We start from the raw sequence: 23,604 nt of genomic DNA, 5'->3' as shown, positions 1-23,604 counted from the left end.
CGCCGGGAAGGGTAGTTGGCAGGCTCACACGTGTGTTACCGCGCGGTCAATGAAAGCCGCGCAATGTACGTCGCGGGGATTGACGGGCTTGCTGACAGGCAGTCTCATAAGACTTGACGGCCGACGTACCTTCGGTAACCCACGAAGAGGTGCCCAGCATGACGATCACGCCCGACCCGGCCACCGTCGACGAGACCGCACACAAGCCGCTCCGGGACGCCCTCGGTCTGCTCAAGGACAGGGAGCGGGTCGCCGAGCGCCTGCTGGAGTCCTCGCGGAAGCATTCGTTCGACCCCGAGACCGAGCTGGACTGGGACGCGCCCTTCGAGGAGGGCAAGTGGTTCTGGCCGCCCGAGCTCGTCTCGCTCTACGACACACCGCTCTGGAGGCGGATGTCGCAGGAGCAGCGCCTCGACCTCGCGCGCCACGAGGCGGCGTCGCTCGCCTCCCTCGGCATCTGGTTCGAGGTCATCCTCATGCAGCTGCTGGTGCGGCACATCTACGACAAGCCCCTCACCAGCGGGCACGTGCGGTATGCCCTGACGGAGATCGAGGACGAGTGCCGCCACTCGAAGATGTTCGCCAGCATGATCACCAAGAGCGGCTGTCCCGCGTACCGCGTCTCACGGCTCCACCACAACCTCGCCCGGCTGCTGAAGACCGTCTCGACGACCCCCGGCTCCTTCACCGCCACCCTCCTCGGCGAGGAGATCCTCGACTGGATGCAGCGTCTGACCTTCCCCGACGAGCGGGTCCAGCCCCTCGTGCGCGGGGTCACCCGCATCCACGTCGTCGAGGAGGCGCGGCACGTGCGGTACGCCCGCGAGGAGCTGCGCCGCCAGATGGTCGGCTGCCCGCGCTGGGAGGCCGAGTTCACGCGCATCAGCTCCGGCGAGGCGGCCCGCGTCTTCTCGATCTCCTTCATCAACCCCGAGGTCTACACGAACGTCGGCCTCGACAAGCGCGAGGCGATGGCCCAGGTCAAGGCGAGCGGCCACCGCCGCGAGGTGATGCAGACCGGCGCCCGCAGGCTCACCGACTTCCTGGACGAGATCGGCGTGATGCGCGGAGTCGGCCGCAAGCTGTGGGTCAGCTCGGGTCTCCTCGCACGGTAGTGGCCGGCGCCGGAGCCGCCCCGGTTACGCTCATGGAATGAGCAGCAGCGGCACGGCCCCGGCGTACCGCAGGCTGAGCGTGGACGAACGGCGTACGCAGCTGATCGGCACCGCGCTCGGCCTGTTCGCCCACAACCCGCCCGAGGACGTCTCCCTCGACGACGTGGCGGCCGCCGCCGGAGTCTCCCGCCCGCTGGTCTACCGCTACTTCCCGGGCGGCAAGCAGCAGTTGTACGAGGCGGCGCTGCGCAGTGCCGCGGACGAGCTGGAGCAGTGCTTCGCCGAAGCGCAGACCGGTCCGCTCACGCGGCGGCTGGTGCGCGCCCTGGACCGCTATCTCGCGTTCGTCGACGAGCACGACGCCGGGTTCATGGCGCTCCTCCAGGGCGGCAGCGTCGTGCAGACGTCCAAGACGTACGCGATCGTCGACGAGGTGCGCCGCGCCGCCGCCGACCAGATCCTCTTCCACCTCGGCTTCGAGCCCGGCCAGGCCGGGCCCCGGCTGCGCATGACCGTCAGCACATGGATCACGGTCGTCGAGGCCGCCTCCCTGATGTGGCTGGACGAGGAGAAGCAGCCGCCGGTCGCCGAGTTGCGCGACTGGCTGCTGGACCACTTCGTCGCCCTGCTGATGGCGTCCGCCACGAGGGACGCGGAGACGGCCCGTATCGTCCGGCACGCGCTGGACCTGGAGGAGGGCGACGGCCCGGTCGGCGAACTCGCGCGGCGGATGCTGCCGGTGGTCGGCGACAAGGGACATCTGCTGGAGGTTCCCGGCCTGTGAACCACGGCCGCCGGACCCCGGCTGTGAACGGCGGCCTGTCCGTCCCGTGTCAGGTCTGGCCGAGAACAACTTAAAGAAAACTTGAAGAACGCCTATTCTGGCTCCATGCCCACTCAACTGTCCTGGCGCGCCAAGGAGGCCACCGTCGGCGAGCTCGCCGAACGCGCCGGAGTGGCCACCTCCGCACTGCGCTACTACGAGCGCGAAGGCCTGATCCACAGCCGGCGGACGTCCGGCAACCAGCGCCGCTACAGCCGCGACACCCTGCGCCGCGTCGCCTTCATCCGCGCCTCGCAGCGCCTGGGCATGCCGCTCGCCGCCATCCGCGAGGCGCTCGCGCTGCTGCCCGAGGGCCGTACCCCCACGCGGGAGGACTGGGCGAAGGTCTCGGAGTGCTGGCGCGACGACCTCAACCAGCGCATCAAGCTGATGACTCAGCTGCGCGACCACCTCACCGAGTGCATCGGCTGCGGCTGTCTCTCCCTGGACCACTGCGCGCTCGCCAACCCCTACGACAACCTCGGCGAGCAGGGCCCGGGCCCGCGCTCGCTCGCCGGCTGCTCCTCGGGTGAGTGCTGCTGATGCGCAGCGAGGAGAGCGTCTTCGTGGGCGGCCCGCTGGACGGCCGGGTGCTGCCGGTGCTCACCGGCGTCAACGGGCGCCCGCCGAAGAGCTACGAGGTGCCGGTCCCGTCCGAGGACGGCGAGGGCCCCGCCGCCGTACACGTCTACCGGCTGGAACCGGCCAGATTCACCCGCCGCCTGGGCATCCCCCGTGGCTGGCGCTACGTCTACGAACCGGAAGGACGCCCCCGCGGAGGACCTCGCTGGCCATGGAGTGACAGCGGTCAGTAACCGTAAGCGGCCGTTTCCCGACCGATCCCGATCGCGTCTAGCACATCCGTGACGATTTCTGAGCCTCACGTGAAGTTTGCGAAGAACTGCGACGGTTCTGTTCGCGCCGTCCCCTTATACACGCTGTGCGCCTAGGCTGCCCTGCGTGATCCAAGGGATGGCCGGCCTCGGCAGCGCAGATCCCCAGCAGCTGGGTCCGTACCGCCTTCACGGCGTACTCGGCAACGGCCGCATGGGCACCGTCTATCTCGGGCGGGGGGCACCACAGCGCGGCGCGCGAAAGCAGCTTGTCGCCGTGCGGACCCTCCGGCCCGAGCTGATCCGGGACCGGCCGCTGCGTGCGCGGCTCCGGCAGGAGATGCAGGCAGCCGCGGCGAGCGTGCGCAGCCCGTACGTCGCCGACGCGGCCGGCTGCGAGCTCGACGGCGCCAGCCCCTGGATAGCCAACTCCTTCGTGCCCGGCGTCTCCCTGGAGCTGCTGGTCGCGAAGTACGGTCCGCTGCCCGAGTCCTCGGTGCGCGCCCTCGGCGGCGCGCTCGCACGGTCGTTGATGGCGCTGCACGCGGCCCGCATAACCCATCGGGACCTGGGCGCGCACAACGTGATGCTCGCCTCGGACACCCCGCGTGCCGTCGACTACGGTCTCGCGCTCGGGCGCATGAGCGGCCCGGCCACCGACGAACTCGCGGACGACGTCTTCGACCTGGGCGCGACCCTCGTCTTCGCGTCCAGCGCCCACCAGCCGTTCGCCGGGAACATGCTGCCCATGGCCCGCGAGGACCCCGATCTGACGGGCGTGCCGGACGGGCTGTGCCCCGCGCTCTTCGCGTGCCTGCACAAGACGCCGGAGTCCCGGCCCTCTCCCAGCGTTCTGGCGAGCGCCCTCGATCTGGCCGACACCGCGGAGGAGCCCGCCGTGGAGTGGCTGCCCCAGCCGTACGTCCACGAGATCCAGCAGGCGGCGGAGGCCGCCCGCCGCCTGACGGGCCGCCGGCTCTTCGGCAGGTGAGCCCCGAGGGCCTCGCGGCCCTCCCGTACGGCCGTACCTCCGCACCCGCCGCCGCACGGACGACGCCCGGGCACCCTTCGGGTGATGGACCCCGTCGACGGCCCCGGCAACCCCACCGGTAACAAGCACCGCCGTGCACGATCGCTCCGGTAGCGAGTCAGATCGGAGGCGAGCCGGTGTCACATCCACGTGCCCCACGCTCCGTCGCCGCCGGCGCGGTCGCCGCGGTGGCAGCGGCGGCGGTCGCCTTTCAGCCGATGCCCGTCGCCGCGGACCCGGTCGGCAAGCCGGTGAGCGAGCTGCTGCGCGATCTGCGGGTGATGTACGAGAAGACCGAGTCCGCCTCGGACGCGTACAACACGACCGCCGCCAAGCTGGCCCGGCAGCGCAAGCGCGCCAACGACGCGGAGAAGGCTCTCACTTCGGTGCGTTCGGCGCTCGTCGAGGGGCGCCGGGAGGCCGGGAGCATCGCGCGCAGGCAGTACCGCACCGGCGACGTCGGCCTGCCCCCGGTCGTGCAGCTGCTGCTCACCCACCGGCCGCGGAACGCGGTGGACGGCCTGCACCTGCTCAGGCGCGCCGCCGGCCGCCAGGCCGTGACCGTGCAGCGGCTGGTCGCGGGCGAGAAGAGACAGCGTCAGCTCACGGCCCTCGCGCGCAAGGCGCTCGCCGGGCAGAAGCGGCTCGCGGACCGGAAGAAGAAGCAGCGCGACACCGTACGTTCGCGGCTGCGCCAGGTCGAGCGCACCCTGGCCTCGCTCTCGCCGGACCAGCTGACCCGGCTGCGCGGCCTGGAGGTCGCCCAACAGGCCGGTACACAGCGCTCGTTGATGTCCGCGCACGGACTGCGCGGCGCGAACGTACGGCACAGGCCGTCGGCGCCGGGCGCGCGGGCGGTCGGCTTCGCACTGCGCCAGATCGGCAAGCCGTACCGGTTCGGGGCCGCGGGGCCCAAGGCGTACGACTGCTCCGGGCTCACGTCGAAGGCGTGGCGGAAGGCCGGGCGCTCCATTCCGCGCACGAGCCAGGAGCAGTGGAAGCGGCTGCGGCACGTGCCGATGAGCAAGCTGCGCCCCGGCGACCTCGTCGTCTACTACAAGAGCGCCTCGCACGTGGCGATGTACGCGGGGCGGGGCAAGGTCGTCCACGCGCCGCGGCCGGGTTCCGAGGTGAAGCTCTCCCCCGTCGGCGGCATCCCCTCCGTACGGGGCGCGGTACGGCCCGACGCGGGCAGGCCCGCGCTGCTGAACTACCGGCTTCCCAAGCCGCTGCGCTGAGGCCGCGGCACCCACGGACCGCGGGCGGGCCCCCTTCCCCGCCCGTGACGGGCCGCCGCCCCGGGGACACCCGGGCGCGGCGGCCGGAAGGCCGGGACGCAGAGGCCCGAACTCGGTCCGTGCGACGCGATCGTGCCCGTCAGGCTCCCGCGACGCTCCCCAGGTACGCCTCGGCCTTCGCCGGGTCGTAGAGGTAGTCCTCGAAGTCCGCCGGGTTGTTGAAGCCGTTGGCGAACCGGTCGGCGACGGGCTGGAGTTGGCCCGCGGCCCCGATGATGTTGAGCACGTGCTCGGGCGGCGGGGCCAGCATCGCGTTCGTCCACTTCGTGGTGTGCTGGACGTCGGCCCAGAAGCGCTCGAAGGTCTGCTGCATCCACTCCTCGTCGAAGGGCGCCTCGCCGCGCTCCAGGATGGACGCGAGGTAGGTCGCGGCGCACTTGGACGCCGAGTTCGAACCCTGGCCCGTGATGGGGTCGTTGGCGACGACGACGTCCGCGACGCCGAGCACGGCACCGCCGCTGGGCAGCCGTCCGACGGGCTTGCGCACGGTCGGCGCGTACCGGCCGGAGAGCGTGCCGCCCGCGTCCGTCAGCTCGACCTTCGTCGCCCGCGCGTACTCCCAGGGCGTGAAGCGCTCCATGAGTTCGAGCGTCTTGGCGAGCTGCTCGTTCGGGTCCTTGATGCCCTGGAAGACGTCGAGGGGGCCGCCGGGGATGCCCTCCCAGAACAGGATGTCGCAGCGGCCGCTCGTCGTCAGGCAGGGCATCACGAAGAGTTCGCCGACGCCCGGCACGAGGTTGCAGCGCACGGCCTCGGTGTCCGGGTGCTCGGGGCGCGGGCCGAGCCCGTTGACGTAGCTGACCGCGAGAGCGCGCTGGGGCGCGTCGTACGGGGAACGCTCCGCGTCCCGCTCGAACATGGAGACCAGTTCGCCCTTGCCGGCCGCGACGAGGACCAGGTCGTACTTCTTCGCGAAGAAGTCGAGGTCGGAGACCGCCGCCCCGTGGATGACGAGCTGCCCTCCGCGCTGTGCGAAGGTCTCCATCCAGCCGGACATCTTCACGCGCTGGTCGACGGACTGGGCGTAACCGTCAAGCTTTCCCAGCCAGTTGATGGCGCGCTGGGTCTCGCCCTCGCCCTGCACGGACTCCGGGTCGGCGACGGAGACGCCGAGGCCCTGGACCTTCGGGGTCTGGCTCTCCCAGAAGTTGACCTCGATATCGCGCTCATGTTGCAGCGCCGTGTGGAACTGCATCTGTGTCGACATGACGCGGCCGCCGCGAATCTCGTCCGCCGTGCGGTTCGACATCACGGTGACGTCGTAGCCCTGCGACTGGAGCCCCAGGGCCAGTTGAAGGCCTGCCTGCCCGGCTCCGACAATGAGTATCTTCCGCATGGCGGTCTCTCTTCTCCGTACGTACGTGCAGTTCCGCGCCCGCGCGGATTCAGGCGGGCGTGACGTCCAGGGCGTGACTGACCAGCGCGAGCAGGGACTTCAGGACGGTCTCCCGCTTGCGTGCGTCCATGATCACAACGGGTACGCGCCGGGGAACGGACAGGGCTTCCCGCACGTCCTCGGCCTCGTAAGCGGTGGTCCCCTCGAAGTGGTTCACCGCGACCACGTACGGATACCCGCAGCTCTCGAAATAGTCCAGAGCCGGGAAGCAGTCCTCCAGCCGCCGGGTGTCCGCCATCACGACGGCGCCGATCGCGCCGCGCACGAGGTCGTCCCACATGAACCAGAAGCGCTGCTGGCCCGGCGTGCCGAACAGGTAGAGCACCAGGTCCGATTCGAGCGTGATGCGGCCGAAGTCCATGGCCACCGTGGTCGTCGTCTTCTCGGGCGTCGAGTCGATGTCGTCCGTCGACGCGCTCGCCTGAGTCATCAGGGCCTCGGTCGTCAGCGGCTCGATCTCGGAGACGGAGCCCACGAGCGTCGTCTTGCCCACGCCGAAGCCGCCCGCGACCACGATCTTGGTGGATATCGGAGCCTTGGACAGGTCCTTCTGCCACTCCTGCACCTGCGGGGAGGTACCGTCCGCGCTCCCCGCTTCTTCCACCACCGGCTCAGAGCCTGCGAAGTCCACCAAGCACCCTTTCCAACAGCGCACGGTCGGGACGGTCGCTGCCGTGCCCCGTGCCGTGAACGCGCACCCGACCCTGATCGGCGAGGTCGCTCAGCAGAACCCGTACCACGCCCAGAGGCATCTTCAACAGTGCTGCGATCTCCGCGACCGACCTCATGCGGCGGCAGAGTTCGACAATCGCCCGCATCTCGGGCATGACCCGGTCACGCAGACCGCCCGAGGTCAACTCCGGGCGCTCCTCCGGGGCTTCGATCGCCGCGACGATCGTCTCGACCAGCAGCACATGGCCGAAGCGGGTACGGCCTCCGGTGAGGGTGTACGGACGGACCCTCTTGGACTTGCCGCTCTCGCCGCGCCGTGCGGGCAAGGGGGGCGGGGAGGAGGGAGAGGAAGAAGGAGGTGTCACTGGTCCAGCTCCATCGACGAGCGCAATTCGGTGCGGAGTTCGGGGGTGAGGACATGGCCGGCTCGACCGACGAAGAGCGCCATGTGGTAGGCGATGACGCTCATGTCGCAGTCCGGCGTGGCGTGTACGCCCAGCAGGGAGCCGTCGCTGATCGACATCACGAAGAGCGAGCCCTCGTCCATGGCGACCACCGTCTGCCGGATCTCCCCGCCGTCCATCAGCTTCGCTGCGCCGAGAGTGAGCGACCCGAGGCCGGAGACGATGGTGGCCAGGTCGGCGCTCGTCCCCTTCGGGCCGCGCCTGGCGCCGCCGCGGACGGCCGGGCCCCCCGAGGCTTCCGCCGGGCCGCCCGAGTCGCTCGAACCGTCGCTCGCGGCGCCCTCGTCAGCGGCCTCGGCCTCCGCCTTCGGGTCGGAGGACAGCAGCAGCAGTCCGTCGGACGAGACGACGGCGACGGACAGGATGCCCGCCACCTCGTCGACAAGGTTCTCCAACAGCCAGCGCAGATTGCGCGCTTGGGTGCTGCCGGTCGTGCGCGTGGTGGGCGCGTTCACGTGCGAGCCTCCTCGGCGGTGCCACCATCGGACTGCGCCCCCCGTTGATCAGTCGCATTCTCTTCAGCGTCGGTCTCGGCCGCCGCGTCACGGCGCCCGTGTGCGGCTCCCCGCTGGAATCCGCCCAGGCGGCGGCGCATCTCCTCGGCGTTCGTGCTCTGTTTGCGCTGCGGCGCCGGGTTCGTCTGCGCCTCGACATGGTGCGGGGTGCGCTTGGGGAGGCCCTTGTCGGTGATCCTCGGCTGTTCCGGGATGCCGGCTGCGGGCTCCGGGTCCGGCGCCGGGTCCGGAGCCGCGCCCGGCTCGGCGGTTCCGGCGCCGGGCTCGTGCCGGGCCTGGGGCCCGGGTTCGCGCTCGCGCTCGGCCGCCGGTACGGGTTCGGGCTCGGGCTCCGGCTCGTGTCCGGCGCGGCTTCCGTCCTCGCCCGGCGCCCACCCGTGCTCCTCCGGGGCGGGGGCAGAAGGCGGTTCCGGAGCCGCGGCCGAGGCCGCGTCCGCGCTCCGTACCGCCTCCTCCGCGGCCGTGACCAGCGGATCGTCGCCGCCCCGACGGGCAGGCAGCGCATTGGAGTTGGCCTCCGCGACCGAGCCCGGGAACGCCGGAGAGGGGTCGGTACGCCGCCCTGACGGGCCCTCGCCCGAGCCGGCCGCGACCGGAGCGGGCCGCGCGGGCAGCAGCGCGCTCGGCACCGCCACGACGGCCGCGATCCCGCCGCCCTTGCGCCGCTCGCGCAGCTGAACGCGCAGCCCGTGCCGCGCCGCGAGCTTGGCGACCACGTACAGGCCCATGCCGAGGCCGGCCTCGGGGCCGCGGTCCCCGGCCTGCGGACCCGCGGCGTCCAGGTCCGGGGGATCCTGCCCGTCGGGCACGCTGAGGCGCGCGTTGAGCGCCGCCAGTCTTCTGCTGGTGACGCCTATGCCCTCGTCCTCGACGGAGAGCATCACCTCGCCGCTCTCCAACAGCCAGCCGGACAGGTCCACTTGTGCGTCCGGCGGGGAGAAAGTGGCAGCGTTGTCGAGGAGTTCGGAGACGAGGTGGCTGAGATCGTCGGCCGCGTGCCCGGAGACCTGCACGTGCGGCGGCAGCGTGCCCAGCTCCACGCGCTCGTAGCGCTCGATCTCACTGATCGCGGCCCGCAGCACGTCCAGCAGCGGTACGGGACCGGAGTGGCTCGCGGTGACGTGCTCGGCGCCCGCGAGCAGCAGCAGGTTCTCGCTGTAGCGGCGCATCCGCGTCGCCAGGTGGTCGAGCTTGAAGAGCGTGCTGAGCCGGCCCGGGTCGCTCTCCCTCTCCTCCAGGTCCTCGATGACGCCGAGTTGGCGCTCCACGAGCCCCAGGGTGCGCAGGGCGAGGTTGACGAACGTGCTGTGGACCGCGCCCGACAGGGCGTCGAGGCGCTCCTTGAGCGCGGCGTACTCGCCGCGCACGCGGTCGCGTTCGGCGGTGAGCGCGTCCTTGTGGCGGACCAGGTAGTTGTTGTCGGCCTCGGCCTCGGCGGCGCGCTCCTGCGCGCCGGCGACGATCTCACGGAGCCTGTTCAGCGACCGTACGACCTCGGCGAACTCGTCGTTCCTGCCGTTGAATACGACCGGCTCCCCGCCCACCGGGTCATCCGCGAGCCGCCGCGAACCGCGCTTGAGCACGGACAGCGGGCGGGCCATCGAGCGCGCCGTCTGCACGCTGATGCCGGCCGCGACCAGCAGGCAGGCGCCGACGAGGGCGATGCTCCACTCCAGTGCGGTGACGTCGTCGTCCCGCAGCCGCTCCAGGTGCTTCAACTCCTCGGCGGCGAAGGACGACTGCACCCCGCGCATGCTGTCGATGCGGGCCGAGAGGGTGGCGTCGATGCGGTCGTGGTTCAGGGCGCGGTCCCGCGCGTCCAGGTACGGACGGTCCGTCAGCCGCGCCAGATAGCGCTGGGCGACCTCGACGTCGGCACCGGTGACGGTCTTGGCGAAGGTCTCGCGGGCGGAGGCGCCGGAGCCGTCGCCGAAGTCCGCGAGCGCCCCCTGCTCCCGTACGGCGGCGTGCTGGGCCTCGGCGGTCAGCGCGGGCTGGGGGCCGCCGGCGGCGAGGGCGCCGCGCAGCAGACCCCGCGTGGCGGACGCCTGCTGGACGGCCTGGCCGAGGTCGGGCAGCGCGTGCGCCGCGCCCGAGGAGCCGGAGGCCTCGGTGGCACGCGCGGGCAGGGAGCGCGCGACCTGGGCGCCCACGTCCTGAAGCGTCTTGATGGTCGCGGTGTACGACTCGTAGATGTCCAGCGCGCCGCTCTTGCCCGCCTGCGCCTCCTGACGCATCCGGGGCAGCCGGCTCAGGGCCTTGCGTACGGACGCGGGCGCCGTCTCCCTGATCTCGGTGATCTGCCGGTCCACGCGGGCCCGTTGCTCCTCGGTGACTCCGGCGCCGTTGCGGCTGGTGCGGTCGGCCGCGACGTACTCGACCATGCCGTCGCGCTCGTCGGCGAGGGCGTGCCCGAGGGCGATGGCACGCTTGTCGAGCTCGGCGCGGTCAACCAGCTTCTGGGACTCGGACAGGTCGTCGTACGAACTCAGAATCGCGGGCGTGCCTGCTCCCAGCACGGCGAGCGAGCAGAGCACGACGGATGCCAGCAGCCGGTTCCGCACCCGCGCGCGGCCCCCGTGCCCGGCCCGCAGTCCGCCCGGAACGCCCGGTTTCCGCAGTAGCTTCGTCCGCACCCGTGCTCGCAATCTCGTCGGGGCCTGCCCCGGGGCGGCCCCGGGTGGCGCAGTCCAACCTTGTGTCGCAGGAGCGGACTTGGTCCCGTGTCGTCCCTGTGAATCCCCTTGGACGCCATCCGACCCTTCCAGCGCGGATGACAGGCGATGTGACGATCTCCTGCTGGGCCACCCGAAGGAGTGAACCGTACTCGGGAGTCGGCGAACAACTCCGCTTGCGCACGCCAACCACCCTGTGCCTGCCACCGGTTGGAGATCCGCACAGGGCCCTGACAGGATGCGCGCTCGCATACTTGCGGACGCACTTATTCCGGTCAACTCCGGCCCCGCCGCGACAGCTGACCTGGCGATCCTTCCGGATGCCCGGCCCTTGACACGTACGGTGCGTCCCGTCACGGGCGACGGCCCGCATGCAGACTGACGCCATGCGCATCGACATGACCGGCGAGCCCGGAGATCCCCGGCGTCCCAACGAGGACTACGCGTCGGTGGCTCTCCCCTCCTCCGGAGAGGGTGGAGCACTGGTACTGCTGGACGGCGTGACGCCGCCCCCGGATCACACCGGATGCGAGCACGGAGTGCCCTGGTACACGGCCCGGCTGGGCGGCGCTCTGCTCGAACTCGCCGCCGCGCAGAGGGAGTTGACGCTCCGTTCCTGTCTCGCGAAGGCCATTTCGCGTACCGCTGCGGCACATGTCTCAACCTGTGACCTTTCTCACAGCCGCACCCCGCAGGCCACCGTCGTCGCCGCCCGCTGGGACGAGGAGAGCGTCGAGCACCTCGTCCTCTCGGACTCGGTGCTGCTCGTGGAGCACCCGGGCGGAGAGGTCACGCCCGTGCTCGACTCGCGGCTGGACCGACTGCCCCCGCACATCGGCACGTTGCGCGCCCGCGTGCGCGCGCTGCCTGAGGGCGGCGCCGAGCGGAACGCGGCACGCGCCGAGTACGTCCGCGAGGTCGAGGCGCTGCGCAACGTTCCGGACGGCACCGGCTTCTACACGGCCGCCGCCGATCCAGCGGTCGCTTCGCTCGCGGTGACCGGCACCGCGCCGCGCGCCGACGTACGGGCGCTGCTGGCGCTCAGCGACGGCGCGGCCCGCTGGAGCCAGACCTTCCGCCTCGGCGACTGGGCGGCGCTCCTCGCGCTCGTACGGAAAGAGGGCACCGAGGCGCTCGTGGCCCGCGTACGGGAGGCGGAGCGAGCAGACCCGCACGGCACGGCGCACCCGCGGGGAAAGGCGCACGACGACGCCTCGGCCGTCCTCGCCGAACTCGGCGCCCGCTCCGGCTGACCCCGAGCACCCGCGCCGTCCGGCGTGCCGCTCGGCCGCCCGGCTAATCCTCGGTACCCGAAAGGGAGTTGAGCTGGTGGAGCAGCCGCGCCAGCTCCGCGATCTCGGCCGGGTCCCAGGCGGCCAGCTTGCGCACGTACTCCGCGCGCCGCGCCTCACGGACCCCCCTGAAGCGGTCGCGGCCGCGGGGGGTGAGGTGCACGAGCGAGGCGCGGCCGTCGTCCGGGTCGGGGGCGCGGGCGATCAGGCCGAGACTCTCCAGCACACGCAGCTGACGGCTGATGGTCGCCTTGCCGACGCCGAAGAAGACGGCGAGGTCGGTGGCGCGCTGCGGGCCGCCGTCGTCCAGACGCACGAAGAGCCCGTACGCGGCGGGCTCCAGCTCGGGGTGCACCTCGCGGGCCATCTCCCCGGAGTAGGCGCGCGCCCGGCGCAGAAAGACCGTCAACTCCCGTTCCAGATCGAGCAGTTCGGGTGCGTACTGCCGCAGGGACTCATCCACGTGTGCGCCCTCTTTTCCGTCTTCCGTGCGGAAACTTCCCGTAGCTGACGGCGATCGTCGCAGCTCCGGCGGGATTTCGCAGGTATGGACCTCCGGCGGGAGGCTGTCCGTCTTCCCCGGCTATGTCTACGCGCGTACCGTTAAAGACGTGACATGCCCACACCATGTGGGCATGCTCCCCTCACCGCACCCCCCACGCGACTCCCCACCCCCACGCACGGTTTCGGAGGCAGCGATGCCAGCTCACGGATCCGGTACGGCCCGCCGCGGACGAGCGATCCTCTCCGCGGCGGGATTGTTCATCTCCGCACTCGTACTGCTCGTCGCCGCACCCGGTGCGGCGAGCGCGGCCCCCCAGGACACCGGCCAAGTCGAGCCGGGCGAGGCCTCGATGGGGGTGGGCGTGCGCATGCACGAGGGCGGCGACCACACCGACGGCACACCGCCCGGCACCCTCGCGGCGACCGTCCACGGCGTCGATGTGAGCGGCCATCAGGGCAACGTCAGCTGGTCGACCCTGTGGAGCAGCGGCGTCAAGTGGGCCTACGTCAAGGCGACCGAGGGCACGTCGTACCAGAACGAGTACTTCACGCAGCAGTACAACGGCTCGTACAACGTCGGAATGATCCGCGGGGCCTACCACTTCGCGCTGCCGGACAACTCCAGCGGCGCGGCGCAGGCCAACTACTTCGCGGACCACGGCGGCGGCTGGAGCAAGGACGGCAAGACGCTCCCCGGGGTGCTCGACATCGAGTACAACCCGTACGGCTCGACCTGCTACGGGAAGAGCCAGAGCGCGATGGTCAGCTGGATCAAGGACTTCACCAGCACGTACAAGGCACGCACCGGACGGGACGCCGTGATCTACACGACGACGGACTGGTGGACGCAGTGCACCGGCAACAGCGGCGGCTTCGGCAGCACGAACCCGCTGTGGGTGGCCCGTTACGCGTCCTCGCCCGGCACGCTCCCCAACGGCTGGGGCTTCTACACGTTCTGGCAGTACACCTCGACCGGGCCGACAGTCGGCGACCACAACCTGTTCAACGGCGCGATGGACCGCCTCCAGGCGCTCGCCGACGGATGACCTGACACCGGGAGTCCGGCCGCGTCCCGCGGCGCGGCGTTCCCAGCCGGGAGGGTGCCCGGTGGCGGCTTCGGGCCGCCACCGGGAGCTCCCGCGCACACGAAACGCCTGCGCCGCACCGGTGATGTGCACCGGCGCGGCGCAGGCTCATGGAACCGGGCACCCGGGGCGGGGCGCCCGGTGGCCTGTCAGGCCGCCACCGGCAGCTCCCGCCCGTCCTCGCCGAGGCACCCGGACTCGGCGGGCGTCAGGGCCAGTTCGAGCACCTGGCGGATGTCCGAGAGCGGCCGGACGTCGAGTCCCGCGAGCACCTCCTCGGGCACGTCGTCCAGGTCGGGCTCGTTCCGCTTGGGGATGACGACCGTCGTGACACCGGCGCGGTGCGCCGCCAGCAGCTTCTGCTTCACGCCGCCGATGGGCAGCACCCGCCCGGTCAGCGAGACCTCGCCCGTCATCGCCACGTCCGTACGCACCTGGCGGCCGCTCAGCAGCGACGCCAGCGCGGTGGTCATGGTGATGCCCGCGCTCGGGCCGTCCTTGGGGACGGCGCCCGCCGGCACGTGCAGGTGGATGCCGCGCTCCTTCAGATCGCCGACCGGCAGCTCCAGTTCGGCCCCGCGCGAGCGCAGGTACGACAGCGCGATGTGAGCGGACTCCTTCATCACGTCGCCGAGCTGCCCGGTCAGGGTGAGGCCCGAGCCGCCCGTCTCCGGGTCGGCGAGCGACGCCTCGACGAAGAGCACGTCGCCGCCTGCGCCCGTGACCGCGAGCCCCGTCGCCACACCCGGCACGGCCGTGCGCCGCTCCGCCGGGTCCTGCGCGGACTCGGGGGTGTGGTGCGGGCGCCCGATCAGCGCGCGCAGCTCGTCCGGGCCCACGGTGACCGGGAGTTCGCGCTCCCCCAGCTCGTGCTGGGCGGCCACCTTGCGCAGCACCCGGGCGACGGAGCGCTCCAGGTTCCGCACGCCGGCCTCCCGCGTGTACTCGCTCGCGAGCTTGCGCAGGGCGCCGTCCTCCAGCCTCACCTCGTCGGCCGCGAGGCCGGTGCGCTCCAGCTGCCGGGGCAGCAGGTGGTCGCGGGCGATGGTGACCTTTTCGTCCTCGGTGTAGCCGTCGAGCTGCACGACCTCCATGCGGTCCAGCAGCGCGTCCGGGATCGCCTCCATGACGTTGGCGGTCGCGAGGAAGACCACGTCCGACAGGTCGAGTTCGACCTCCAGGTAGTGGTCGCGGAAGGTGTGGTTCTGCGCCGGGTCGAGGACCTCCAGCAGCGCCGACGAGGGGTCGCCGCGGAAGTCCGCACCGAGCTTGTCCACCTCGTCCAGCAGCACGACCGGGTTCATCGAGCCGGCCTCCTTGACGGCCCGCACGATGCGTCCGGGCAGCGCGCCCACGTACGTACGGCGGTGACCGCGGATCTCGGCCTCGTCCCGCACGCCGCCGAGCGCGACACGCACGAACTTGCGCCCCATCGCCCGCGCCACGGACTCGCCGAGCGACGTCTTGCCGACGCCGGGCGGGCCGGTCAGGCCAAGCACGGCGCCGCCCGCCCGTCGCCCACCACCGCCCGTTGTGGACGCGCTTCGCGCGGCTGCGTCCGTCAGCCCCCCGCCGACGACGCCGAGGCCGCGCTCCTCGCGCCGCTTGCGCACCGCGAGGTACTCGGTGATGCGCTCCTTCACGTCCTGGAGACCCGCGTGGTCGGCGTCCAGGACGGCCTGTGCGCCGCTGATGTCGTATGCGTCCTCGGTGCGCTCGTTCCAGGGCAGCTCCAGGACGGTGTCGAGCCAGGTGCGGATCCAGCCGCCCTCCGGGGACTGGTCGGAGGCGCGCTCCAGCTTCTCCAGCTCCTTCATCGCGGCCTTGTGCACGTGCTCGGGCAGGGCGGCGGCCTCGACGCGGGCGCGGTAGTCCTCGCCCTCGTCCTCCGGGTCGCCGTTCAGCTCCGCGAGCTCCTTGCGTACGGCGTCGAGCTGGCGGCGGAGCAGGAACTCGCGCTGCTGCTTGTCGACGCCCTCCTGGACGTCCTTGGCGATGGACTCGGCCACGTCCTGCTCGGCGAGGTGCTCGCGCAGCGTCGTGACGGCGAAGCGCAGCCGCTCCACCGGGTCGAGGGTCTCCAGGAGCGTGATCTTCTGCTCGGTGGACAGGAACGGGGAGTACCCCGCGTTGTCGGCGAGCTGGCCGGCGTCGTCGATCTGCTGGAGCCGGTCCACGATCTGCCAGGCGCCGCGCTTGCGGAGCCAGTCGGCGGAGAGGGCCTTGTACTCGGTCATCAGGTCGGCCGCGTCTCCGCCGCTCTCCGCGGTCCCCTCCGTTGCCTCCTTTACCTCTCCGGCTTCCTCGACGAGCGTGCCTTCGACCCAGAGGGCCGCGCCGGGCCCGCTCGTGCCGGAGCCGACGCGCACGCGCTGCCGGCCGCGGATGAGGGCGCCGGGGTCGCCGTCCGCGAGACGTCCGACCTGCTCGACCCGGCCGAGCACGCCGATGTCCGAGTAACGCCCCCCGACCCGCGGCACCAGCAGCACCTGCGGCTTCTCTCCTCCGGTGGCGGCGGCCTGTGCGGCCTCCACCGCCGCTCGTACTTCACTGTCGGACAGGTCCAGCGGCACCACCATTCCCGGGAGCACGACCTCGTCATCGAGGGGCAGCACGGGCAGGGTGAGCGGTGTGGACGTCGAAGCCATGATCTCTCCCTCGGCATGCAAGTTGAGCTCTACTCGCTCAATGCCCACTCAATGCGCGCAGGGCCGCGGATGTTCCTCCGGAGCCCTTCTGTTCGCCAGGAGCGATCGACGGCGCGGCATGAGCGGAGCAGCGCACGGCAGGATGGTGTGCATGCCGACGGACCCCAGCCCCAGCGCGCACGAACCCACCGGGCAGCCGGTCGTCCTCGACCGCCGGGACGGCCCGCACGGCGAGGTGGTGCTGCGGCGGCACGGGCGGCTGCTCCAGATCATCGCCAACGGCACCTTCCTCATGGACACCTCCGACGGCCGCTCCGAGCGGCTGCTCGTACGGGCGGCGCTGGCGGAACTGCACCGCGGGCCGGACCACGGGCCCCGGCGTGCGGCGCCCCGGCTGCTCGTCGGCGGGCTCGGCGTCGGGTTCTCACTCGCGGAGGCCGCGGCCGAACCGCGGTGGGGACGCATCACCGTCGTGGAGCGGGAGGAGGCGGTGATCGACTGGCACCGGGACGGCGGGCCGCTCTCCGTGCTGTCGGGGGCGGCGCTGGCCGACCCCCGTACGGAGATCGTGCACGCCGACCTCGTGCGGTACCTGTACGGCACCGACGCAGCGGGCCCGGCGGACCCGGCGGACCCGGCGGATGGCACCGTTGGCACCGTCGAGCCGGACCGCACCGACCGGATCTTCGACGCCCTCTGCCTCGACGTCGACAACGGCCCCGGCTGGACCGTCACCGAGGACAACGATTCCCTCTACTCCCCCGACGGGCTCGCCGCCTGCCGCGCCCGGCTGGCGCCCGGCGGCGTACTCGCGGTCTGGTCCGCACAGGGCTCCCCGACATTCGAGGATGCATTGCGGAATGCCGGATTCAACCGGGTTCGCACGGAAGAGATCCCTGTCGCCCGAGGCGTCCCCGACGTGGTCCACTTCGCAACCAAACCGGCATAGCCGCAGCCGACACAAGGCCCTTACGCTGCTGCAAGCACGCACACAAACAAGCCACCGGGCCATGCAGGGGCGGGGTCGAATGGACCAGAAGAACATCACACCGGCACAGAGCAACAACGCGTCCGCGACGACCACCCCTGGCGCTCAGCGCAGAATCCTGGTCGTCGAGGACGATCCCACGATCGTCGACGCCATCGCGATGCGGCTGCGCGCCGAGGGATTCCAGGTGCAGACGGCAGGCGACGGCCCTGCCGCCGTCGACACCGCGGAGGCCTGGCAGCCGGATCTGATCGTGCTCGACGTGATGCTGCCGGGCTTCGACGGGCTGGAGGTCTGCCGCCGGGTGCAGTCGCAGCGCCCGGTCCCCGTGCTGATGCTGACGGCCCGGGACGACGAGACCGACATGCTGGTCGGCCTCGGGGTCGGCGCCGACGACTACATGACGAAGCCGTTCTCGATGCGCGAGGTCGCCGCGCGCGTGCACGTACTGCTGCGCCGCGTCGAGCGCGCCACGCTCGCCGCGCACACACCGCGCAGCGGCATACTCCGCCTCGGCGAGCTGGAGATCGATCACTCGCAGCGCCGGGTGCGCGTCACCGGTGAGGACGTGCACCTCACGCCGACCGAGTTCGACCTGCTGGTGTGCCTCGCGCACTCTCCGCGGGCCGTGCTCTCCCGCGAGCAGCTGCTGGCGGAGGTGTGGGACTGGGCGGACGCCTCCGGCACACGCACCGTCGACAGCCATATCAAGGCCCTGCGCCGCAAGATCGGCGCGGAGCGCATCCGTACGGTGCACGGCGTCGGCTACGCGCTCGAGACGCCTTCCTCGGGCGGCTCCGCCAACGCCACGTCCGGCGCGGAGGGCGGCGGCTACCCGGCGTCGGCCGCGGACGGCTCCTGACGGGCGGCAGCGGGACGTGACAGAGGTGCCGGATTCGCCGTCCGCGGGCCGTGCGGTCCGCCTTCCTCACTCGGCCCGCGTCACCGGGAGGTTCCTGGGGCGTGCGGTGCGCGCCCTGGGCCGCCTGAACCAGCGCCTGCGCCGACGCTGGGAGCCCGTATGGGTGGGGTGGCTCGACCGGCTCTGGGAGGGGCTGCGCCCGCTCGACCCCTACCGCTCGGTGAAGGCGGCACTGGGCGCCCTGGTGATCGTCTCCGTGGTGATCACCACGCTGCTCGCACTCTTCGCGGTCAACTCCGCCACCGAGCTGCGCGTGATCACCATCATCTCGATCATCGCCTCGCTGCTGATCACCCAGTTCGTGGCGCAGTCGCTCACGGCGCCGCTGGACGAGATGACGGACGCGGCCAGGGCGATGGCGGACGGCGACTACTCGCGTCGCGTACGGGGCGACCGCCGGGACGAGTTCGGCGAACTGGCCGAGACCTTCAATCAGATGGCCGCCGACCTGGAGGCCGTCGACCAGCACCGCAAGGAGCTGGTCGCCAACGTCTCGCACGAGCTGCGCACTCCCATCGCGGCGCTGCGGGCGGTGCTGGAGAACGTCGTCGACGGCGTCTCCGACTCCGACCCCGAGACGATGCGCATCGCGCTCCAGCAGACCGACCGGCTCGGCCGGCTCGTGGCGCATCTGCTCGACCTGTCCCGGCTGGACAACGGAGTCGTGCCGCTGCACGCGCGCCGCTTCGAGGTGTGGCCGTATCTGGCGGGCGTGCTCAAGGAAGCCAACATGAGCAAGGGGCAGGGCCACTCCCGTACGGACGTCCATCTGCACCTCGACGTCTCGCCGCCCGAACTGACGGCCTATGCGGACGCGGAGCGCCTGCACCAGGTCGTCGCCAACCTCATCGACAACGCGGTCAAGCACAGCCCACCGCACGGGCGCGTCACGGTGCGCGCCCGGCCGGGGGCGACCGACGAGAGCCTCGAGGTGGAGGTGCTCGACGAGGGGCCGGGCATCCCCGAGTCGGAGCGCGCGCACGTCTTCGAGCGCTTCAACCGTACGAAGGCCGCCGAGGCCTCCTCGCAGCGCGGCGGTGCCGCGGGCGGGGGCGACGGCGGTACGGGGCTGGGGCTGGCGATCGCGCGGTGGGCGGTCGACCTGCACGGCGGCTGGATCAGGGTCGCGGAGTCCCCGCGGGGCTGCCGCATCCAGGTCACGCTTCCGGGCCTGGAGGAGGCACAGGGCTGACGACCCGCCTCGACCGGCCACGACCGGCCTCCACCGGCGGCGGACCGAGGCCGCCGGAGAAGTGAGACGCAGAATCGGGCCGCTCAGTTCCAGCCTGCGGAGAACCCTGTTTGTTTCCCGCCACATCATGCGCCGAAACCGGACTCTTGATGTGACTTGCGTGACGACAACCCGGGCTGGACTGCAAGTCAGGCGGGGAGAGGCGTAGCCTTTGTTCCCGCTGTCCACCACCTAAGGAACGCGGAAGAGGGCGGTTGCCGCCGTGTCGTCACAGTCCCCCAACAGCTCGAGCGTCTCGACCCAGCAGGACGGTCAGGGAAGCGATCCCTCCGCCGTGTTCGGGCCAAACGAGTGGCTCGTCGACGAGATCTACCAGCAGTACCTCCAGGACCCGAACTCGGTAGACCGAGCCTGGTGGGACTTCTTCGCCGATTACAAGCCGGGCGCCGAGTCAGCAGGAGGCGCGGGAGAGCCCGCCGCGGCCCCCACCGCACCGCCGAGCACCGCGGCCGCCACCGCGGGAGCGACCGCCGGTCCCGCACCCGCGAAGCCCACACCGGCCAAGCCCGCCGGAGCCAAGCCGGCAGAGAGCAAGGCCGCGGCCCCGAAGGCCCCGCCCGCGAAGCCCGCGCCCGCGAAGGCAGCGAAGACCGCGGAGGCCAAGCCGGCACCGGCCAAGCCCGCACCCGCCAAGGCCGCCCAGCCCACACCGGCGGAACCGGCCAAGCCCGCCAAGCCCGCGCAGGGCGGCGGCGAGGCCGAGCAGCCCTCCGGCCCGGAGTACCAGCCCATGCGGGGCCCCTCCGCGGCCGTCGCGAAGAACATGAACGCCTCGCTGGAGCTGCCGACGGCCACGTCGGTGCGTGCCGTCCCGGTCAAGCTGCTCTTCGACAACCGCATCGTCATCAACAACCACCTCAAGCGCGCCCGCGGCGGCAAGGTGTCCTTCACGCACCTGATCGGCTACGCGATGGTGCAGGCGCTCAAGGCGATGCCGTCGATGAACTACTCCTTCACGGAGAAGGACGGCAAGCCGACGCTGGTCAAGCCCGACCACGTCAACCTCGGCCTCGCCATCGACCTGGTGAAGCCGAACGGCGAGCGGCAGCTCGTCGTCGCAGCGATCAAGAAGGCGGAAACGCTCACCTTCTTCGAGTTCTGGCAGGCGTACGAGGACATCGTCCGCCGCGCCCGGCAGAACAAGCTGACGATGGAGGACTTCTCCGGCGTCACCTGCTCCCTCACCAACCCGGGCGGCATCGGCACGGTCCACTCGGTGCCGCGGCTGATGCCCGGCCAGGGCCTGATCCTGGGCGTGGGCGCCATGGAGTATCCGGCGGAGTTCCAGGGCACCTCGCAGGACACCCTCAACAGGCTCGGCGTCTCCAAGGTCATGACGCTGACCAGCACGTACGACCACAGGGTCATCCAGGGTGCCGCCTCCGGCGAGTTCCTGCGCATCGTCAGCAAGCTGCTGCTCGGCGAGGAGCGCTTCTACGACGAGATCTTCAAGGCGCTGCGCATCCCGTACGAGCCGGTGCGCTGGAACCAGGACATCGACGCCTCGCACGACGACGACGTCACCAAGGCCGCCCGCGTCTTCGACCTGATCCACTCCTACCGGGTGCGCGGCCACATCATGGCCGACACCGACCCGCTGGAGTACAAGCAGCGCAAGCACCCCGACCTGGACATCACCGAGCACGGGCTCACGCTGTGGGACCTGGAGCGGGAGTTCGCCGTCGGCGGCTTCGCCAACAAGTCGATGATGAAGCTGCGCGACATCCTGGGCGTGCTGCGCGACTCGTACTGCCGCACCACCGGCATCGAGTACATGCACATCCAGGACCCGAAGGAGCGCAAGTGGATCCAGGACCGGGTGGAGCGCTCGCACTCCAAGCCGGAGCGTGACGAACAGCTCCGCATCCTGCGCCGGCTCAACGCCGCCGAGGCGTTCGAGACGTTCCTCCAGACCAAGTACGTGGGGCAGAAGCGCTTCTCGCTGGAGGGCGGCGAGTCCGTCATCCCGATGCTGGACGCGGTGCTCGACGCCGCCGCCGAGTCGCGGCTGGACGAGTGCGTGATCGGCATGGCACACCGCGGGCGGCTCAACGTGCTGGCGAACATCGTCGGCAAGTCCTACGCGCAGATCTTCCGCGAGTTCGAGGGCAACCTCGATCCGAAGTCGATGCACGGCTCCGGCGACGTGAAGTACCACCTGGGAGCCGAGGGCACCTTCACCGGGCTGGACGGCGAGCAGATCAAGGTCTCGCTGACGGCCAACCCCTCGCACCTGGAGGCCGTCGACCCGATCGTCGAGGGCGTCGCGCGCGCCAAGCAGGACATCATCGGCAAGGGCGGCACGGACTTCACCGTCCTGCCCGTCCAGCTGCACGGCGACGCGGCGTTCGCGGGCCAGGGCGTCGTGGCCGAGACGCTCAACATGTCGCAGCTGCGCGGCTACCGCACCGGCGGCACGGTGCACATCATCGTCAACAACCAGGTCGGCTTCACCGCGGCGCCCGAGTCGGCCCGCTCGTCGATGTACTCCACCGACGTGGCCCGGATGATCGAGGCCCCGATCTTCCACGTGAACGGCGACGACCCGGAGGCCGTGGTCCGCGTGGCGCGGCTGGCCTTCGAGTACCGGCAGGCGTTCAACAAGGACGTCGTGATCGACCTGATCTGCTACCGGCGCCGCGGCCACAACGAGACGGACAACCCGCAGTTCACGCAGCCGCTGATGTACAACCTGGTCGACAAGAAGCGCTCGGTGCGCAAGCTCTACACCGAGTCCCTGATCGGCCGTGGCGACATCACGCTGGAGGAGGCCGAGCAGGCGCTCCAGGACTTCCAGGGCCAGCTGGAGAAGGTCTTCACCGAGGTGCGGGACGCCGCGAACGCGCCGGCCCCGGCCGAAGTCCCGCAGCCCGAGGCGGAGTTCCCCGTCCACATCGAGACCGGTGTCGGCCAGGAGGTCGTCAAGCGGATCGCCGAGTCGCAGGTCAACATCCCCGACCACGTCACCGTCCACCCGCGGCTGCTCCCGCAGCTCCAGCGGCGTGCGGCGATGATCGAGGACGACACGATCGACTGGGGCATGGGCGAGACCCTGGCCATCGGCTCGCTGCTGATGGAGGGCACACCGGTCCGGCTGTCCGGGCAGGACTCCCGCCGCGGCACGTTCGGTCAGCGCCACGCCGTGCTGCTCGACCAGAACACCGGCAACGACTACACGCCGCTGCTCTACCTCGCCGACGACCAGGCCCGCTACAACGTCTACGACTCGCTGCTCAGCGAGTACGCGGCGATGGGCTTCGAGTACGGCTACTCGCTGGCGCGGCCCGAGGCGCTGGTGATGTGGGAGGCCCAGTTCGGCGACTTCGCCAACGGCGCGCAGACGGTGATCGACGAGTTCATCAGCTCCGCCGAGCAGAAGTGGAACCAGACGTCCGGCGTGACGCTGCTGCTGCCGCACGGGTACGAGGGCCAGGGCCCGGACCACTCGTCGGCCCGCATCGAGCGGTTCCTCCAGCTGTGCGCGCAGAACAGCATGACGGTCGCGATGCCGTCGCTGCCGTCGAACTACTTCCACCTGCTGCGCTGGCAGGTCCACAACCCGCACCACAAGCCGCTGGTCGTCTTCACTCCGAAGTCGATGCTCCGGCTCAAGGCGGCGGCGTCGCAGACCTCGGAGTTCACCTCCGGCGGCTTCCGGCCGGTCATCGGCGACGATTCGGTGGACCCGTCCGACGTCCGCAAGGTCGTCTTCTGCTCCGGCAAGGTCTACTACGACCTCGACGCCGAGCGGCAGAAGCGCGGTCTCACCGACACCGCGATCATCCGGATCGAGCGGCTGTACCCGCTGCCCGGCAAGGAGATCCAGACCGAGATGGCGCGTTACAGCGGCGCGGAGAAGTTCATCTGGGCCCAGGAGGAGCCGGCCAACCAGGGCGCGTGGCCGTTCATCGCGCTCAACCTGGTCGACCACCTCGACCTGATCATCGGCTCCGACCCGGTCCCGAACGCGGACCGGCTGCGCCGGGTCTCGCGCCCGTCGTCCTCCTCGCCCGCCGTCGGCTCCGGCAAGCGGCACCAGGAGGAGCAGCAGAACCTGATCCAGGAGGTCTTCGACCTCTGAGCGTCGGCCGC

General features: G+C 71.2%; 19 protein-coding genes. 12 read left to right on the top strand and 7 right to left on the bottom strand.

Annotated elements, in window-relative coordinates:
- Positions 1-158 precede the first annotated feature (158 nt).
- From QQM67_RS03755 to QQM67_RS03730, 6 genes are all read left to right on the top strand, one after another.
- On the top strand, positions 159-1,115 hold the full coding sequence (locus tag QQM67_RS03755; RefSeq protein ID WP_314172060.1) for an AurF N-oxygenase family protein: 957 nt from the start codon (positions 159-161) through the stop codon (positions 1,113-1,115).
- A 37-nt stretch (positions 1,116-1,152) separates the two neighbouring features.
- On the top strand, positions 1,153-1,899 hold the full coding sequence (locus QQM67_RS03750; RefSeq protein WP_314172059.1) for a TetR/AcrR family transcriptional regulator: 747 nt from the start codon (positions 1,153-1,155) through the stop codon (positions 1,897-1,899).
- 105 nt (positions 1,900-2,004) lie between these two features.
- Positions 2,005-2,481, top strand: a complete 477-nt coding sequence (gene soxR, locus QQM67_RS03745; RefSeq protein WP_314172058.1) for a redox-sensitive transcriptional activator SoxR — start codon at positions 2,005-2,007, stop codon at positions 2,479-2,481.
- Positions 2,481-2,753 (top strand): hypothetical protein, encoded by a 273-nt coding sequence (locus QQM67_RS03740; RefSeq protein ID WP_314172057.1) that lies wholly within the window; start codon positions 2,481-2,483, stop codon positions 2,751-2,753. The genes soxR and QQM67_RS03740 overlap by 1 nt, the downstream gene beginning before the upstream one ends.
- A 145-nt stretch (positions 2,754-2,898) precedes the next feature.
- On the top strand, positions 2,899-3,762 hold the full coding sequence (locus tag QQM67_RS03735) for a protein kinase domain-containing protein (RefSeq protein ID WP_314172056.1): 864 nt from the start codon (positions 2,899-2,901) through the stop codon (positions 3,760-3,762).
- A gap of 176 nt (positions 3,763-3,938) precedes the next feature.
- Complete coding sequence (locus QQM67_RS03730; RefSeq protein ID WP_314172055.1) at positions 3,939-5,039, top strand: C40 family peptidase; 1,101 nt, start codon at positions 3,939-3,941, stop codon at positions 5,037-5,039.
- Positions 5,040-5,178: 139 nt separating this feature from the next.
- Here the strand turns inward: QQM67_RS03730 and QQM67_RS03725 are convergent, their stop codons facing one another.
- The 5 genes from QQM67_RS03725 to QQM67_RS03705 are packed head-to-tail and all read right to left on the bottom strand — an operon-like array spanning position 5,179 to position 10,782.
- Positions 5,179-6,435 carry a styrene monooxygenase/indole monooxygenase family protein gene (locus tag QQM67_RS03725; protein ID WP_314172054.1) on the bottom strand — a complete coding sequence of 419 codons (1,257 nt, stop codon included), beginning with the start codon at positions 6,433-6,435 and terminating at the stop codon, positions 5,179-5,181.
- Between the two features lie 49 nt (positions 6,436-6,484).
- The gene (locus tag QQM67_RS03720; protein WP_314172053.1) at positions 6,485-7,102 is read right to left on the bottom strand and encodes a GTP-binding protein; all 618 of its coding nucleotides are present in this window, start codon (positions 7,100-7,102) and stop codon (positions 6,485-6,487) included.
- Between the two features lie 4 nt (positions 7,103-7,106).
- Positions 7,107-7,493 carry a DUF742 domain-containing protein gene (locus QQM67_RS03715; RefSeq protein WP_314172052.1) on the bottom strand — a complete coding sequence of 129 codons (387 nt, stop codon included), beginning with the start codon at positions 7,491-7,493 and terminating at the stop codon, positions 7,107-7,109.
- 35 nt (positions 7,494-7,528) lie between these two features.
- Entirely contained in the window at positions 7,529-8,086 is a 558-nt protein-coding gene (locus tag QQM67_RS03710; protein ID WP_314172051.1) for a roadblock/LC7 domain-containing protein, read from the bottom strand.
- Positions 8,083-10,782, bottom strand: a complete 2,700-nt coding sequence (locus QQM67_RS03705; protein ID WP_314172050.1) for a sensor histidine kinase — start codon at positions 10,780-10,782, stop codon at positions 8,083-8,085. Before QQM67_RS03705 ends, QQM67_RS03710 begins: the two co-directional genes overlap by 4 nt.
- A 425-nt stretch (positions 10,783-11,207) precedes the next feature.
- On the opposite strand from QQM67_RS03705, the gene QQM67_RS03700 reads away from it, so the two are divergent.
- Positions 11,208-12,074 (top strand): protein phosphatase 2C domain-containing protein, encoded by an 867-nt coding sequence (locus QQM67_RS03700; RefSeq protein ID WP_314172049.1) that lies wholly within the window; start codon positions 11,208-11,210, stop codon positions 12,072-12,074.
- Between the two features lie 43 nt (positions 12,075-12,117).
- Here QQM67_RS03700 and QQM67_RS03695 read toward each other — a convergent pair whose 3' ends face one another.
- Complete coding sequence (locus tag QQM67_RS03695; protein WP_314172048.1) at positions 12,118-12,576, bottom strand: MarR family winged helix-turn-helix transcriptional regulator; 459 nt, start codon at positions 12,574-12,576, stop codon at positions 12,118-12,120.
- Positions 12,577-12,811: 235 nt separating this feature from the next.
- On the opposite strand from QQM67_RS03695, the gene QQM67_RS03690 reads away from it, so the two are divergent.
- Positions 12,812-13,663, top strand: a complete 852-nt coding sequence (locus QQM67_RS03690) for a lysozyme (protein ID WP_314172047.1) — start codon at positions 12,812-12,814, stop codon at positions 13,661-13,663.
- A 188-nt stretch (positions 13,664-13,851) separates the two neighbouring features.
- On the opposite strand, the gene lon is transcribed toward QQM67_RS03690, so the two are convergent.
- Entirely contained in the window at positions 13,852-16,350 is a 2,499-nt protein-coding gene (lon, locus tag QQM67_RS03685) for an endopeptidase La (protein WP_314172046.1), read from the bottom strand.
- Positions 16,351-16,492: 142 nt separating this feature from the next.
- Here lon and QQM67_RS03680 point away from each other — a divergent pair, with 142 nt between their 5' ends.
- The 4 genes from QQM67_RS03680 to QQM67_RS03665 all read left to right on the top strand — a co-directional run bounded on the left by QQM67_RS03680 (position 16,493) and on the right by QQM67_RS03665 (position 23,593).
- Positions 16,493-17,299: a spermidine synthase gene (locus tag QQM67_RS03680; RefSeq protein WP_399065239.1), complete on the top strand. Its 807-nt coding sequence runs from the start codon at positions 16,493-16,495 to the stop codon at positions 17,297-17,299.
- 79 nt (positions 17,300-17,378) lie between these two features.
- Positions 17,379-18,200, top strand: coding sequence for a response regulator transcription factor (locus tag QQM67_RS03675; RefSeq protein ID WP_314172044.1), 822 nt, complete (start codon positions 17,379-17,381; stop codon positions 18,198-18,200).
- Between the two features lie 136 nt (positions 18,201-18,336).
- A complete protein-coding gene (locus tag QQM67_RS03670) occupies positions 18,337-19,452 on the top strand; it encodes a HAMP domain-containing sensor histidine kinase (protein WP_399065236.1) in 1,116 nt (371 codons plus the stop codon).
- 262 nt (positions 19,453-19,714) lie between these two features.
- Positions 19,715-23,593 carry a multifunctional oxoglutarate decarboxylase/oxoglutarate dehydrogenase thiamine pyrophosphate-binding subunit/dihydrolipoyllysine-residue succinyltransferase subunit gene (locus QQM67_RS03665; protein ID WP_399065094.1) on the top strand — a complete coding sequence of 1,293 codons (3,879 nt, stop codon included), beginning with the start codon at positions 19,715-19,717 and terminating at the stop codon, positions 23,591-23,593.
- The last annotated feature ends 11 nt before the right edge of the window (positions 23,594-23,604 follow it).

The organism is Streptomyces winkii (assembly GCF_032248595.1).
GTDB lineage: Bacteria > Actinomycetota > Actinomycetes > Streptomycetales > Streptomycetaceae > Streptomyces > Streptomyces winkii.
Note: the sequence above shows the minus strand (reverse complement) of the source record. Positions and strands in the feature narration are given on the sequence as shown.

Bases quoted from the DNA above. Each gene is read 5' to 3' on its own strand.
- QQM67_RS03755 (WP_314172060.1), top strand. From the start codon at position 159: ATGACGATCACGCCCGACCCGGCCACCGTCGACGAGACCGCACACAAG.
- QQM67_RS03750 (WP_314172059.1), top strand. From the start codon at position 1,153: ATGAGCAGCAGCGGCACGGCCCCGGCGTACCGCAGGCTGAGCGTGGAC.
- soxR (WP_314172058.1), top strand. From the start codon at position 2,005: ATGCCCACTCAACTGTCCTGGCGCGCCAAGGAGGCCACCGTCGGCGAG.
- QQM67_RS03740 (WP_314172057.1), top strand. From the start codon at position 2,481: ATGCGCAGCGAGGAGAGCGTCTTCGTGGGCGGCCCGCTGGACGGCCGG.
- QQM67_RS03725 (WP_314172054.1), bottom strand. From the start codon at position 6,435: ATGCGGAAGATACTCATTGTCGGAGCCGGGCAGGCAGGCCTTCAACTG.
- QQM67_RS03700 (WP_314172049.1), top strand. From the start codon at position 11,208: ATGCGCATCGACATGACCGGCGAGCCCGGAGATCCCCGGCGTCCCAAC.
- QQM67_RS03690 (WP_314172047.1), top strand. From the start codon at position 12,812: ATGCCAGCTCACGGATCCGGTACGGCCCGCCGCGGACGAGCGATCCTC.
- lon (WP_314172046.1), bottom strand. From the start codon at position 16,350: ATGGCTTCGACGTCCACACCGCTCACCCTGCCCGTGCTGCCCCTCGAT.
- QQM67_RS03680 (WP_399065239.1), top strand. From the start codon at position 16,493: ATGGTGTGCATGCCGACGGACCCCAGCCCCAGCGCGCACGAACCCACC.
- QQM67_RS03675 (WP_314172044.1), top strand. From the start codon at position 17,379: ATGGACCAGAAGAACATCACACCGGCACAGAGCAACAACGCGTCCGCG.